Origin of the sequence: Citrobacter sp. Cb004 (assembly GCF_030337065.1) — a bacterium.
GTDB lineage: Bacteria > Pseudomonadota > Gammaproteobacteria > Enterobacterales > Enterobacteriaceae > Citrobacter > Citrobacter braakii.
The window spans coordinates 241,335-255,081 of the sequence record NZ_JAOWCH010000046.1 but is presented as its reverse complement, the minus strand read 5'-3'; the positions used below and the strand labels follow the sequence as shown (position 1 = coordinate 255,081).

The following is a 13,747-nucleotide window of genomic DNA, read 5'->3' as shown; positions in this document are numbered from 1 at the left end:
CCGCAGGCTGGTATCTGCAACCGATTATAACGGATACTTAACCGCAAGCGGGAAATCAGTACATATTTATTACATGCGGCGATTACTCGTCTATCTGCCCCGGCTGCTGGCGGCCAAAAATAACTTCCATGCGCGCGCCACCCAGCAGGCTATCGCCTGCAATAATCTGCCCGTCATACTGTTCGGTGATTTCTCGCGCCACCGCCAGTCCAACGCCTTGCCCTGGTCGTAGCGTATCGACACGCTGTCCACGGTCAAACACCACTTCCCGTTTGCTTTGCGGAATACCAGGACCATCATCTTCAACCAGAATGTGTAGCTGATCCTCGGACAAATGCGCTGAAATCTCGACAAACTCCAGACAATATTTACATGCGTTATCCAGCACGTTGCCCATCACTTCGACAAAATCGTTCTGTTCGCCCACAAAACTGATTTCGGGTGAGATATCGAGATTTATGTTGACGCCTTTACGCTGATACACCTTATTTAGCGCCGAGGTGAGTTTATCCAGCAACGGCGCGACCGGATGCAGTTCGCGGCTAAGCAGCACGCTGCTGCCACGCATGCTGGCGCGATGCAGGTAATAGCCAATCTGCTGGGAAATACGGCTGATTTGTTCCAGCATGATGGGTTCCGCGTCGCTTACGTTCATTTTTTCATTACGCATCGAGCGGAGCGTACTCTGTAATACCGCCAGCGGTGTTTTCAGGCTATGGGTGAGGTCTGTTAACGTCGTACGGTATTTGTCGTAGCGCTCGCGTTCGCTTTTTAAAAGTCGATTAAGATTGCGGACCAGGCTGGTCAGTTCGCGCGTGGTGGCGGGGTTTAGCATCTCTCGATGATGTTCCTCAAGCTCACGGACTTCACGCGCCAGCGATTCGATAGGCCGCAGACTCCACCAGGCGGCTACCCATAACAGCGGAATGACCAGCAACAGATTGGCGACCAGCACATAAATAAACCAACTCCAGACCATATACGAGCGCTTTAGCTCAATAGGAATGGTATCGACAACCACAATGGTCAACTGTGGCATTCTGGCAGTGGCGGGGTAGACGTTCACGGCGACCGAGTGGGTCATTTCGGCATCGTCGTCATCTTCTCTGACTTCTTTTAGCTGCTGCTGAGCGGAGTGATCTTCGCCCAGTAAGGTGCTGGTGGCATCTACATTGGCTTCAATCTCATGAAAACCGTTCGCTTTTAGCCATTCCGGTTGGATACTGTGCGTCAGCCAGGGAACATTGCGCTGCGCCCACAACAACTCACCGTCTTCGTTATAGATCAGCGACATTGTTGGGCTTTGCATATCGAGATTCTCAGGCAGCTCGACGTTTATCTTACCGTTCTCCCATTTTGCCAGGGTATAGAACAGGTTACTTTCACCCCGCAGCAGGCGGAACGTTGTTTTATCAAAGCTGACGCTGTAGCCCACCAGGGCAACCATGCCGTAGGCCAGCGAAAGCACCAATACCACGCCCGCGGTTGCCAGTAAAAAGCGCAACCGCAGTGATAACGGGAAAAAATGACGCAATAATTTATTCATTAGCGCAGTTCAAAAAGATATCCCTGGCCACGCACGGTGGTGATGACATCATCTGGGTATTGCGCCTGTATTTTTTTACGCAGACGCCCCATCAGAACATCAATGGTGTGGCTTTCACGCAGCTCGGCATCCGGGTAAAGCTGTAACATGAGCGAATCTTTACTGACCACTTTGCCGTTGTTACGGATAAGTGTTTCCATAATGGTGTATTCGAACGCCGTGAGCTTGATAACTTCATCATTGACGGATAACTCGCGTCGAGAGAGGTCCACCTGGAAAGGAGGAAGAGAAATAATCTGCGATGCCAGACCGCTGTTGCGACGCATCAGTGCCTGCATGCGCGCAGCCACCTCTTCGATATGAAACGGTTTTGTGACGTAATCGTCGGCTCCGGCGCTGAGTACTTCCACCTTGTCTTGCCAGCCTTCACGCGCGGTTAACACCAGAATCGGCAACGAAACCTCATTGCTGCGCCAACGGCGGATCAATGACAAACCGTCTTCATCGGGGAGTCCTAAATCAACGATCGCGATATCCGGCAGATGTTCATTCAGATAATAGTCCGCTTCCTTCGCATCTTCTGCATCATCCACCTGATGCCCTAAATCCTGTAACTGAACCTTGAGGTGGTGGCGTAATAAAGCATTATCCTCGACAACCAGTACGCGCATCATCGTTTCTCCCTAAAATAACGGTATAAATAGTTTAACGCTGATTATGTGGCTGTGGGGATAAACATTTAATAAACCGCGGGAAGGGAGTCATTTCGTTCATGAAATAAAAAGCCGGATAAGGCGATAGCCTCCATCCGGCTAAAATACGCATTAGCTCGCCTGTTTTTTCATCATGCTGAAGATAAACAGCAGCGCAGCACACAGCACCACGGAAGGACCTGCCGGGGTGTCATAGAAGGCCGAGAAGGTCAGCCCGCCTGTAACCGCTATCATTCCCACACCAACGGCAACCCCTGCCATCTGTTCTGGCGTACGGGCAAAGCGACGGGCGGTTGCCGCAGGGATAATAAGCAGCGAGGTGATAATTAACGCCCCGACAAATTTCATCGCCACGCCAATAGTTAATGCTGTGACCAGCATCAGCAGTAGCTTAACGCGTTGCAGCTTCACGCCATCCACAAATGCCAGATCCGGACTGATGGTCATCGACAGCAGGTTGCGCCACTGCCAGAACAAAATCGCCAGAACGATAACCACCCCAATGGCGATGGAGATAAGATCTTCTGGCGTCACGGCGAGCAAATCACCAAACAGATAGGCCATCAGATCCACACGGATATTGGACATCAGGCTGACGACAACCAGCCCTAATGACAGCGCGCTGTGGGCCATAATGCCCAATAAAGTATCGATCGCAAGGTGAGGGCGCTTTTCCAGCCATACCAGACCGCCTGCCAGCAATAAGGTGACGACGATGACCGCATAGAAAGGGTTTACATCCAGCAGCAGGCCAAAGGCGACCCCCAGTAGCGAAGCGTGGGCCAGCGTATCACCGAAATAAGACATTCTACGCCAGACCACAAACGAGCCGAGCGGGCCAGCGGCACAGGCCAGCATGATCCCGGCTAACCAACCGGGTAATAACAATTCAATCATGAGTGACCATTTCCCCGGCGTAAGACGATACGACCCTGTAAATCGTGGCGGTGATTATGATTATGACGGTAAATTCCGAGTTGTTCGGCACCGCGTTGTCCGAACATTGAGATGAATTCCGGGTGCATGGAAACCACTTCCGGCGCACCAGAACAACAAATATGATGGTTCAGGCACAGTACCTCATCGGTTTTTGCCATCACCAGATGCAGGTCATGAGAAACCATCAGTACGGCGCAATCCAGTTCACGTCGCAACTGGTCGATAAGATCGTACAGTGCGACCTGCCCATTGACATCCACGCCCTGGGTTGGCTCATCAAGCACCAGTAGCTGAGGTTTATTCAATAAAGCACGGGCCAACAGGACGCGTTGTGTCTCCCCGCCAGAGAGTTTTTGCATCGGCGCATTCATCAGATGTCCGGCCTGAACACGCTTCAGTGCCGGAAGGATATCTTCTTTTTTGGTGCCGGGACGTAGGCGCATAAACCGACTTACCGTCAGCGGAAGCGTCGTATCGAGGTACAGTTTTTGCGGCACATAGCCAATCCGCAATCGACCATTACGCTTGATAACTCCCTCATCAGCCTCTACCAGCCCTAATACAACGCGCACCAGCGTAGATTTCCCGGCACCATTTGGACCGAGAAGCGTCAATATTTTACCGGGTCGAAGTTCAAGCGATACGTCAGAGAGGACGCGGCGTTGACCATAAGAGACCGAGACATTTTCCAGTGAAACCAAAGTCGTCATATCAATTTTAGTCTTGCAGAAGTTATAGAATGTTATAATATCACAATTCTCACATTCATTACGATGATTGGTCGCATTATGTTACATAAAAATACGCTTCTTTTCGCAGCATTATCCGCTGCTCTTTGGGGTAGTGCAACACAGTCGGCAAATGCCGCTGTCGTGGCTTCTCTTAAGCCACTGGGGTTTATCGCTTCAGCCATTGCTGACGGGGTTACTGACACCCAGGTTCTGCTGCCTGACGGGGCTTCCGAACACGATTACTCATTGCGTCCTTCAGACGTAAAACGCTTACAGGGCGCGGACTTAGTCGTTTGGATTGGACCTGAGATGGAAGCGTTTATGGAAAAATCAGTCAAGAATATTCCTAACGCAAAACAGGTAACGATTGCGCAGCTCAATGACGTGAAACCGTTACTCATGAAAGGTGCTGACGACGATGATGACGATCATGGACATAATGATGCCGGCAGTGAAAAAAGTGACGAGCATCACCATCACGGCGATTACAACATGCATCTTTGGCTTTCCCCAGAGATAGCACGGGCCTCAGCGGTTGCAATCCATGAAAAATTAGTGGAACTTATGCCGCAAAGTCGAGCCAAACTTGACGCCAACCTGAAGGATTTTGAGGCACAATTAGCCGCAACCGATAAGCAGGTAGGTAACGAGCTCGCGCCGCTCAAGGGAAAAGGTTACTTCGTTTTTCATGACGCCTATGGCTACTACGAAAAACACTACGGACTAACACCGCTTGGTCACTTTACCGTGAACCCTGAGATTCAACCTGGTGCGCAGCGTTTACATGAAATAAGAACACAGTTGGTTGAGCAAAAAGCAACCTGCGTTTTTGCTGAGCCACAGTTCAGGCCAGCGGTCGTTGAAGCCGTCGCGAGAGGGACATCCGTTCGAATGGGAACGTTGGATCCGCTCGGAACGAATATCAAACTGGGTAAAACAAGCTATTCAGCGTTTTTGAACCAATTAGCCAACCAGTATGCGAGCTGCCTGAAAGGAGATTAATGAGGAAGTGATTACGTGCAACAGATAGCCCGCTCTGTCGCTCTGGCATTTAATAATCTGCCGCGGCCCCATCGCGTTATGCTGGGGTCGCTTACCGTACTGACATTGGCCGTCGCTGTCTGGCGGCCCTATGTTTACCATCCTGATTCTGCACCCATCGTCAAAACTATCGAGCTGGAAAAAAGCGAGATTCGTTCACTATTGCCTGAGGCCAGCGAACCTATCGATCAGGCCGCTCAGGAAGACGAAGCCATCCCACAGGACGAACTGGATGACAAAACGTCTGGTGAAGCCGGCGTGCATGAGTATGTCGTCTCCACGGGCGATACGCTGAGCAGTATTCTGAATCAGTACGGCATCGATATGGGTGACATCAGCCAACTCGCGGCTTCCGACAAACAACTGCGTAACCTGAAAATTGGTCAGCAACTTTCCTGGACGTTAGGCGCGGAAGGTGATTTGCAGCGCCTGACCTGGGAAGTCTCCCGACGTGAAACCCGTACTTACGATCGCACCGCGACGGGTTTCAAAATGAGCAGCGAAATGCAGCAGGGCGATTGGGTTAACAGCCGAATCAAAGGCACCGTGGGCGGAAGTTTTGTCGCCAGTGCCAAAGATGCCGGACTGACCAGCTCTGAAATCAGCGCAGTGATTAAGGCCATGCAGTGGCAGATGGATTTCCGCAAACTGAAAAAAGGCGATGAGTTCTCGGTACTGATGTCTCGCGAAATGCTGGACGGTAAGCGTGAGCAAAGCCAACTGTTGGGCGTACGCTTGCGTTCTGAAGGTAAAGATTATTACGCTATCCGTGCTGAAGACGGTAAGTTCTATGACCGCAACGGTACCGGACTGGCGAAAGGCTTCATGCGTTTCCCGACGGCTAAGCAGTTCCGCATCTCTTCCAACTTTAACCCGCGTCGTCTGAACCCAGTGACCGGACGCGTTGCGCCGCACAAAGGTGTCGACTTTGCGATGCCGCAGGGGACGCCGGTGCTGTCGGTGGGTGATGGCGAAGTGGTTGTAGCCAAGCGCAGCGGCGCAGCCGGATACTATGTTGCGGTTCGTCATGGTCGCACCTATACCACGCGTTATATGCACCTGCGTAAGTTGTTGGTCAAACCAGGACAAAAAGTGAAACGTGGCGATCGTATCGCGCTGTCTGGCAATACCGGGCGTTCAACGGGTCCGCATCTGCACTACGAAGTCTGGATCAACCAGCAGGCAGTGAATCCTCTGACGGCGAAACTGCCGCGCACAGAAGGTCTGACCGGGTCGGATCGCACCGATTACCTGGCACAGGTGAAAGAGGTTGTTCCTCAGTTGCGTTTCGATTAATTAACACGCTGACAGAGCCGGTACGTTATGCGTGCCGGCTTTTTTATTTTGTACGGCGCATCGCGCGCCGCTACACTATCAGCAGATCTACTTTTCGCCGCACCAGACACTGGAAGAGCATGGAAACGAAAAAAAAGAATATTGAATATATCCCTGAGTTTCACAAATCATTTCGCCATCCGCGCTACTGGGGTGCATGGCTTGGTGTGGCGGCGATAGCAGGTATTTCGTTAACGCCGGCATCATTTCGCGATCCAATTCTGGCAAAGCTCGGAAGAATGGCCGGGCGGCTGGGAAAAAGCTCGCGTCGCAGAGCACTGATCAATTTATCCCTCTGCTTTCCTGAACGCAGCGAAGCTGAGCGTGAAGCTATTGTCGATGAGATGTTTGCGACTGCACCTCAGGCGATGGTCATGATGTCGGAACTCGCCATACGCGGCCCGGAAAAAATTCAGCATCGGGTCGACTGGCAGGGGCTGGAAATCATCGAAGAGATGCGTCGCAACGATGAAAAAGTGATTTTTCTGGTTCCTCATGGTTGGGGCGTAGATATCCCAGCGATGCTGATGGCTTCCCAGGGACAGAAAATGGCTGCGATGTTCCACAATCAGGGAAATCCGGTATTCGATTATGTGTGGAACACGGTACGCCGTCGTTTCGGTGGTCGTTTGCATGCGCGTAATGATGGCATCAAACCGTTTATTCAGTCTGTACGTCAGGGATATTGGGGATACTACCTGCCGGATCAGGACCATGGCCCTGAGCACAGCGAGTTTGTGGATTTTTTTGCTACCTATAAAGCCACGTTACCGGCGATTGGCCGCCTGATGAAGGTGTGTCATGCCCGTGTGGTGCCGCTGTTCCCAGTATACAATAGTAAAACGCATCGCTTAACGATTCAGGTTCGTCCTCCGATGGATGACATCCTGACGGCGGATGACCACACCATTGCCAGACGAATGAACGAAGAAGTGGAAATCTTTGTGACGCCGCATCTCGAGCAATACACCTGGATTCTAAAACTGCTTAAGACGCGCAAACCCGGTGAAATTGAGCCTTATAAGCGTAAAGATCTTTATCCGAAGAAATAAAAAAAAGCCTCTCAATCGAGAGGCTTTTTTACATCAAACGGGGCGTTACTCGACGGTCAGAATACGCGTGGTATTCGTTGAGCCAATGGTGCTCATGACATCGCCTTGCGTCACAATGACCAGGTCGCCGGAAACCAGATAGCCTTTATCGCGCAGCAGGTTCACTGCTTCACTGGCGGCAACGACGCCGTCTGTTTCGCTGTCAAAGTGAACCGGGGTGACACCGCGATACAGGGAAGTCAGATTCAGCGTACGTTCATGACGAGACATCGCGAAAATCGGCAGACCAGAACTGATACGTGAAGTCATCAGCGCAGTACGACCGGATTCCGTCATTGTGATGATAGCGGTGACCCCTTTCAGGTGGTTAGCGGCATACATCGCTGACATGGCAATCGCTTCTTCAACGTTATCAAACTGCACGTCAAGGCGGTGTTTAGAGACGTTGATGCTCGGGATCTTCTCAGCACCCAAACAGACGCGCGCCATAGCCGCGACGGTTTCAGCCGGGTACTGACCTGCTGCAGTTTCTGCAGAGAGCATAACGGCATCGGTACCGTCGAGGACGGCGTTAGCCACGTCCATCACTTCCGCACGGGTCGGCATTGGGTTGGTGATCATCGACTCCATCATCTGCGTGGCGGTAATGACCGCACGGTTCAGCTGACGTGCGCGGCGAATCAACGCTTTCTGAATACCTACCAGCTCAGGATCGCCAATTTCAACGCCCAGGTCGCCACGCGCCACCATCACCACGTCGGAGGCAAGGATGATGTCATCCATCGCATTCTGGTCGCAGACGGCTTCTGCACGTTCTACCTTGGCGACAATTTTCGCATCGCAGCCAGCGTCGCGCGCCAGACGGCGGGCATAGTTCAGATCTTCGCCGCAGCGCGGGAAGGAGACGGCCAGATAGTCAACGCTGATTTGCGCAGCGGTGACGATGTCGGCTTTGTCTTTTTCGGTCAGGGCTTCAGCAGAGAGACCGCCGCCCAGTTTGTTAATGCCCTTATTGTTGGACAGCGGGCCACCGACGGTAACTTCGGTGAAGACTTTCATGCCCTGAACTTCCAGCACTTTAAGCTGTACGCGGCCGTCGTCGAGCAGCAGGATATCGCCTGGGACGACGTCAGCAGGCAGTCCTTTATAATCAATACCGACTTTTTCTTTGTCGCCTTCGCCTTTGCCGAGGTTGGCGTCTAACAGGAACTTGTCGCCAACGTTAAGAAATACTTTACCTTCTTTAAAGGTTGATACGCGGATTTTAGGTCCCTGCAGGTCACCCAAAATAGCTACATGACGTCCCAGTTTTGCGGCAATTTCACGGACTTTATCCGCCCGCAGTTTGTGATCTTCTGGAGAGCCGTGAGAAAAGTTCATACGTACGACGTTCGCACCCGCGGCGATAATCTTTTCAAGGTTATTATCGCGGTCAGTTGCCGGGCCTAACGTGGTAACGATTTTGGTTCTGCGAAGCCTTCTGGACATGTAATACTCCGTTGACTGAAACAACTTGGTGTTGCGTGAACATTAATCCGGTCGTTCTCAAATATTAACGGTAAATGAACGACCCGGATGATAAAAGGGTAGAACATTGTTATTGCTTTTAGCGGTCATCACTCTTGATGAGTAATTCTTTATCAAAACGCGATTCCTTGAGCGCTTCCTTGACACGCTTCAAGTTATCTCTAAATTTTGCCCCACGGCGCAAAGTAAATCCTGTAGCCAGCACATCTATCACGGTCAGTTGAGCAAGTCGAGAGACCATGGGCATATAAATGTCAGTATCTTCCGGTACATCGAGAGTAATTGCCAGCGTTGCTTCACGCGCCAGTGGCGTGCCGGGAGAGGTGAGGGCGATAACCATGGCGTCATTTTCCCGCGCCAACTGCGCCAGTTCCACCAGACTTTTGGTTCTTCCAGTATGAGAAATAAGCACAATAACGTCGTCGTCACTACAATTCATGCAACTCATGCGTTGCAGAACAATATCGTCGGAATAGATTACCGGTACGTTAAACCGGAAAAATTTATTCATTGCGTCATGCGCCACTGCGGCAGAAGAACCGAGGCCAAAGAAGGCAATTTTTTTCGCCTGAGTTAATAAATCTACTGCCCGGTTTACCGCTGCGTTATCCAGAGACTGGCGGACGTGGTCGAGGCTTGCCATCGCTGACTCGAAGATTTTCCCCGTGTAAGATTCTACGCTGTCATCCTCATCCACATTGCGATTAACATATGGGGTGCCATTTGCCAGACTTTGCGCCAGATGCAGTTTAAAATCAGGGAAGCCGCGGGTATCCATGCTGCGACAGAAACGGTTCACCGTCGGTTCGCTGACATTGGCTTCCACAGCAAGTGTGGCGATGCTTGAATGGATTGCCCGCTCGGGAGAGGCAAGAATAATGTCGGCGACTTTACGCTCTGACTTGCTCAACTGTTCCAGTTTTAACTGGATTTTTTCCAGCATATTCATGATGTAGGTAGACTCATGGGTCATGGGCAAAACGATTTCAATGATACGGAGAAATCGGGGCATAATTTCGTGTATAGATATTACCCCTGCTAATGCAGCAACGGGGCAAAATGGACAGAATAGTTGTTGTTTTTTTTCATTACATGATCGGAGTCGGGTTTTCTTACGTCTTCAGGGGTACGAAAAAAGATGACTTTTTTGTCCAATTTGCGACGACAAACGCCCATAAAGCGACTGTTCGCGGTAACAGCACGGCTGGATAAGCGTTTACGGTTTCCGGATTCACGTAAAAGCAGTACAGTGCACTGTAATAAAATTACAACCAGTGTCTGGCAAAAGCACCAGGCACTTAATTGAGGAGAATGACATGGCGGTAACGCAAACAGCCCAGGCATGTGACCTGGTCATTTTCGGCGCGAAGGGCGACCTGGCGCGGCGGAAATTGCTGCCTTCCCTGTATCAACTGGAAAAGGCCGGCCAGATTAACCCGGAAACCCGTATCATTGGGGTAGGGCGTGCCGACTGGGACAAAGCAGCCTATACCAAGGTTGTGCGTGAAGCGCTCGAAACCTTCATGAAAGAAAAAATCGACGAAGGTTTGTGGGAGACTCTCAGCGGTCGTCTGGAGTTTTGTAATCTGGACGTCAATGACACCGCCGCGTTTAGCCGTCTGGGCGAAATGCTGGATCAAAAATCACGTACCACCATTAACTATTTCGCGATGCCGCCGAGCACCTTTGGCGCGATCTGCAAAGGCCTGGGTGAAGCAAAGCTGAATGCTAAACCAGCCCGTGTTGTGATGGAAAAACCGCTGGGTACGTCGCTGGCAACATCCCGTGAAATCAACGATCAGGTCGGCGAGTATTTCGAAGAGTGTCAGGTTTATCGTATCGACCACTATCTTGGCAAAGAGACGGTCCTGAATCTGCTGGCACTGCGTTTTGCCAACTCCCTGTTTGTGAACAACTGGGATAACCGCACTATCGATCACGTAGAAATTACCGTGGCGGAAGAAGTGGGTATTGAAGGCCGTTGGGGCTATTTTGACCAGGCAGGTCAAATGCGCGACATGATTCAGAACCACCTGCTGCAGATCCTGTGCATGATTGCGATGTCTCCGCCGTCCGATCTGAGCGCCGACAGCATTCGTGATGAAAAAGTGAAGGTACTGAAATCGCTGCGTCGTATCGATCGTTCGAACGTACGTGAAAAAACGGTTCGCGGTCAGTACACCGCGGGTTTTGCCCAGGGCAAAAAAGTGCCGGGGTATCTGGAAGAAGAAGGCGCGAACAAGAGCAGCAATACGGAAACGTTTGTGGCGATCCGTGTGGATATCGATAACTGGCGCTGGGCGGGAGTTCCGTTCTACCTGCGTACCGGTAAACGTTTACCGACGAAGTGCTCTGAAGTGGTGGTTTACTTCAAAACGCCTGAGCTGAATCTGTTCAGAGAATCCTGGCAGGATCTGCCGCAGAACAAGTTGACCATCCGTTTGCAGCCTGATGAAGGTGTCGATATCCAGGTACTGAACAAAGTGCCGGGTCTGGATCACAAGCATAATCTGCAAATTACCAAGCTTGATCTGAGCTATTCCGAAACCTTCAACCAGACGCACCTTGCCGATGCCTATGAGCGTCTGCTGCTTGAAACAATGCGCGGAATTCAGGCGCTGTTTGTGCGTCGTGATGAAGTTGAAGAAGCATGGAAGTGGGTCGACTCAATTACCGAAGCCTGGGCGATGGACAACGACGCGCCGAAGCCGTATCAGGCAGGGACCTGGGGCCCGGTTGCTTCTGTGGCGATGATTACCCGAGATGGTCGTTCCTGGAACGAATTCGAGTAAAATATCATCTAGCCCATAGGTGTTATTTTACCGGTAACATGATCTAACACAGATTGTAGAATAATTTTTGCACTTTTAAGCTCCGCGTGGATTCACCCGCGGGGCTTTTTTTATTACACTGCCTGAAACGATTTTGCCCCTGAGCTACGGCCAACAAGCGATTCAGCTATTTTTACCCAACTGAAACACATTGTTGATCCAACGCTCTGACAGATAAATTTTAGGAGCCTCTATGAATCCGAATTTGTTACGCGTAACACAACGTATCGTCGAACGTTCTCGTGACACACGTTCCGCCTACCTCGCCCGTATTGAACAAGCGAAATCAACTACCGTTCATCGCTCGCAACTGGCATGCGGTAACCTGGCGCATGGTTTTGCTGCGTGTCAGCCGGACGATAAGGCCTCGCTGAAAAGCATGCTGCGTAACAATATCGCGATCATTACCTCCTATAACGACATGCTTTCCGCGCATCAGCCGTATGAACACTATCCGGCCATCATTCGTAAAGCACTGCATGAAGCCAATGCAGTAGGCCAGGTTGCTGGCGGTGTACCTGCAATGTGCGACGGTGTGACCCAGGGACAGGATGGTATGGAGCTTTCGCTGCTCAGTCGTGAAGTGATTGCGATGTCTGCTGCAGTGGGCCTTTCCCACAACATGTTCGACGGCGCGTTGTTCCTCGGCGTGTGCGACAAAATTGTCCCGGGCCTGGTAATGGCTGCGCTGTCATTTGGTCATCTGCCGTCAATCTTTATTCCTTCCGGTCCGATGGCGAGCGGTCTGGCGAACAAAGAAAAAGTGCGTATCCGTCAGCTGTATGCTGAAGGTAAAGTCGATCGCATGGCGCTCCTTGAATCCGAAGCGGCGTCTTATCACGCTCCGGGTACCTGTACGTTCTACGGCACGGCGAACACTAACCAGATGGTGGTGGAGTTTATGGGTATGCAACTGCCTGGCTCCTCATTTGTACATCCTGATGCGCCGCTGCGTGAAGCGCTGACCGCGGCTGCAGCCCGTCAGGTAACACGCCTGACCGGCAACGGCAATGAATGGATGCCGATCGGTAAAATGATCGATGAAAAAGTGGTAGTGAACGGTATTGTGGCGCTGCTGGCGACCGGGGGCTCTACCAACCATACGATGCACCTGGTGGCTATGGCGCGTGCGGCCGGGATTCTGATTAACTGGGATGATTTCTCCGATCTGTCCGATATCGTGCCGCTGATGGCGCGTCTGTACCCGAATGGTCCGGCAGATATTAACCACTTCCAGGCGGCGGGTGGCGTACCGGTGTTAATGCGTGAACTGCTTAATGCGGGTCTGCTACATGAAGATGTGAACACCGTTGCCGGATTCGGTTTATCCCGCTACACCATGGAACCGTGGCTTAACGAGGGTGAACTGGACTGGCGCGAAGGGGCGGTGAAGTCTCTGGACAGCAACGTGATCGCCACCTTTGACCAACCATTCTCCCACCACGGCGGCACCAAAGTGCTGAGCGGCAACCTCGGGCGTGCGGTGATGAAAACGTCGGCGGTACCGGTAGAAAACCAGATTATTGAAGCACCGGCAGTCGTCTTTGAAAGTCAGCATGATGTGTTACCCGCGTTCGATGCCGGTCTGCTTGACCGGGATTGCGTGGTGGTTGTGCGCCATCAGGGGCCAAAAGCGAACGGAATGCCAGAATTACATAAACTCATGCCGCCACTTGGTGTATTATTGGACCGTTGTTTCAAAATTGCGTTAGTTACCGATGGACGACTTTCAGGTGCTTCAGGTAAAGTGCCTTCAGCAATCCATGTAACCCCGGAAGCCTATGATGGCGGGCTGCTGGCAAAAGTACGCGATGGCGACATCATTCGTGTGAATGGACAGACAGGTGAATTGACGCTGCTGGTGGATGAAGAGGAACTTGCCTCCCGTCAGCCACACATTCCTGATCTCAGCGCATCGCGCGTGGGTACGGGACGTGAAATGTTCAGCGCGTTGCGTGAAAAGCTGTCCGGTGCGGAGCAGGGCGCAACCTGTATCACTTTTTAAGACTTATTTTGTAATCAGGCGAGAGAA

At 51.6% G+C, this 13,747-nt stretch carries 11 protein-coding genes; 5 read left to right on the top strand and 6 right to left on the bottom strand.

All coding sequences use genetic code 11. The features are described from left to right. Positions 1 to 82 precede the first annotated feature (82 nt). The 4 genes from phoQ to znuC all read right to left on the bottom strand — a co-directional run bounded on the left by phoQ (position 83) and on the right by znuC (position 3,908). The gene (gene phoQ, locus OGV65_RS06415) at positions 83 to 1,546 is read right to left on the bottom strand and encodes a two-component system sensor histidine kinase PhoQ (RefSeq protein ID WP_016152698.1); all 1,464 of its coding nucleotides are present in this window, start codon (positions 1,544 to 1,546) and stop codon (positions 83 to 85) included. Beyond that, complete coding sequence (gene phoP / locus OGV65_RS06410) at positions 1,546 to 2,217, bottom strand: two-component system response regulator PhoP (protein ID WP_003846709.1); 672 nt, start codon at positions 2,215 to 2,217, stop codon at positions 1,546 to 1,548. Before phoP ends, phoQ begins: the two co-directional genes overlap by 1 nt. A 153-nt stretch (positions 2,218 to 2,370) precedes the next feature. Next, positions 2,371 to 3,156, bottom strand: coding sequence for a zinc ABC transporter permease subunit ZnuB (gene znuB / locus OGV65_RS06405; protein WP_016152760.1), 786 nt, complete (start codon positions 3,154 to 3,156; stop codon positions 2,371 to 2,373). Beyond that, complete coding sequence (znuC, locus tag OGV65_RS06400; protein ID WP_016152761.1) at positions 3,153 to 3,908, bottom strand: zinc ABC transporter ATP-binding protein ZnuC; 756 nt, start codon at positions 3,906 to 3,908, stop codon at positions 3,153 to 3,155. The genes znuB and znuC overlap by 4 nt, the downstream gene beginning before the upstream one ends. 78 nt (positions 3,909 to 3,986) lie before the next feature. Between znuC and znuA the strand changes: the two genes are divergently transcribed. From znuA to lpxM, 3 genes are all read left to right on the top strand, one after another. Beyond that, positions 3,987 to 4,931 carry a zinc ABC transporter substrate-binding protein ZnuA gene (gene znuA / locus OGV65_RS06395; protein WP_019076521.1) on the top strand — a complete coding sequence of 315 codons (945 nt, stop codon included), beginning with the start codon at positions 3,987 to 3,989 and terminating at the stop codon, positions 4,929 to 4,931. A 15-nt stretch (positions 4,932 to 4,946) separates the two neighbouring features. After that, positions 4,947 to 6,266: a murein DD-endopeptidase MepM gene (gene mepM / locus OGV65_RS06390; RefSeq protein ID WP_016152763.1), complete on the top strand. Its 1,320-nt coding sequence runs from the start codon at positions 4,947 to 4,949 to the stop codon at positions 6,264 to 6,266. A 119-nt stretch (positions 6,267 to 6,385) separates the two neighbouring features. Continuing rightward, positions 6,386 to 7,357 carry a lauroyl-Kdo(2)-lipid IV(A) myristoyltransferase gene (gene lpxM / locus OGV65_RS06385; protein WP_286454754.1) on the top strand — a complete coding sequence of 324 codons (972 nt, stop codon included), beginning with the start codon at positions 6,386 to 6,388 and terminating at the stop codon, positions 7,355 to 7,357. 45 nt (positions 7,358 to 7,402) lie between these two features. On the opposite strand, the gene pyk is transcribed toward lpxM, so the two are convergent. Next, positions 7,403 to 8,845 (bottom strand): pyruvate kinase, encoded by a 1,443-nt coding sequence (gene pyk, locus OGV65_RS06380; protein ID WP_016152765.1) that lies wholly within the window; start codon positions 8,843 to 8,845, stop codon positions 7,403 to 7,405. 118 nt (positions 8,846 to 8,963) lie between these two features. Continuing rightward, positions 8,964 to 9,833 carry a MurR/RpiR family transcriptional regulator gene (locus OGV65_RS06375; protein WP_019076523.1) on the bottom strand — a complete coding sequence of 290 codons (870 nt, stop codon included), beginning with the start codon at positions 9,831 to 9,833 and terminating at the stop codon, positions 8,964 to 8,966. 367 nt (positions 9,834 to 10,200) lie between these two features. On the opposite strand from OGV65_RS06375, the gene zwf reads away from it, so the two are divergent. Together zwf and edd are read left to right on the top strand one after the other, a co-directional pair. After that, complete coding sequence (gene zwf, locus OGV65_RS06370) at positions 10,201 to 11,676, top strand: glucose-6-phosphate dehydrogenase (protein WP_003034896.1); 1,476 nt, start codon at positions 10,201 to 10,203, stop codon at positions 11,674 to 11,676. A gap of 232 nt (positions 11,677 to 11,908) precedes the next feature. Next, positions 11,909 to 13,720, top strand: coding sequence for a phosphogluconate dehydratase (edd, locus tag OGV65_RS06365; RefSeq protein WP_047358576.1), 1,812 nt, complete (start codon positions 11,909 to 11,911; stop codon positions 13,718 to 13,720). Positions 13,721 to 13,747 lie beyond the last annotated feature (27 nt).

Excerpts from the sequence above, each read along its gene's own strand:
- phoQ (WP_016152698.1), bottom strand. The coding sequence starts at position 1,546 with ATGAATAAATTATTGCGTCATTTTTTCCCGTTATCACTGCGGTTGCGC.
- phoP (WP_003846709.1), bottom strand. The coding sequence starts at position 2,217 with ATGCGCGTACTGGTTGTCGAGGATAATGCTTTATTACGCCACCACCTC.
- znuB (WP_016152760.1), bottom strand. The coding sequence starts at position 3,156 with ATGATTGAATTGTTATTACCCGGTTGGTTAGCCGGGATCATGCTGGCC.
- znuC (WP_016152761.1), bottom strand. The coding sequence starts at position 3,908 with ATGACGACTTTGGTTTCACTGGAAAATGTCTCGGTCTCTTATGGTCAA.
- znuA (WP_019076521.1), top strand. The coding sequence starts at position 3,987 with ATGTTACATAAAAATACGCTTCTTTTCGCAGCATTATCCGCTGCTCTT.
- lpxM (WP_286454754.1), top strand. The coding sequence starts at position 6,386 with ATGGAAACGAAAAAAAAGAATATTGAATATATCCCTGAGTTTCACAAA.
- pyk (WP_016152765.1), bottom strand. The coding sequence starts at position 8,845 with ATGTCCAGAAGGCTTCGCAGAACCAAAATCGTTACCACGTTAGGCCCG.
- OGV65_RS06375 (WP_019076523.1), bottom strand. The coding sequence starts at position 9,833 with ATGAATATGCTGGAAAAAATCCAGTTAAAACTGGAACAGTTGAGCAAG.
- zwf (WP_003034896.1), top strand. The coding sequence starts at position 10,201 with ATGGCGGTAACGCAAACAGCCCAGGCATGTGACCTGGTCATTTTCGGC.
- edd (WP_047358576.1), top strand. The coding sequence starts at position 11,909 with ATGAATCCGAATTTGTTACGCGTAACACAACGTATCGTCGAACGTTCT.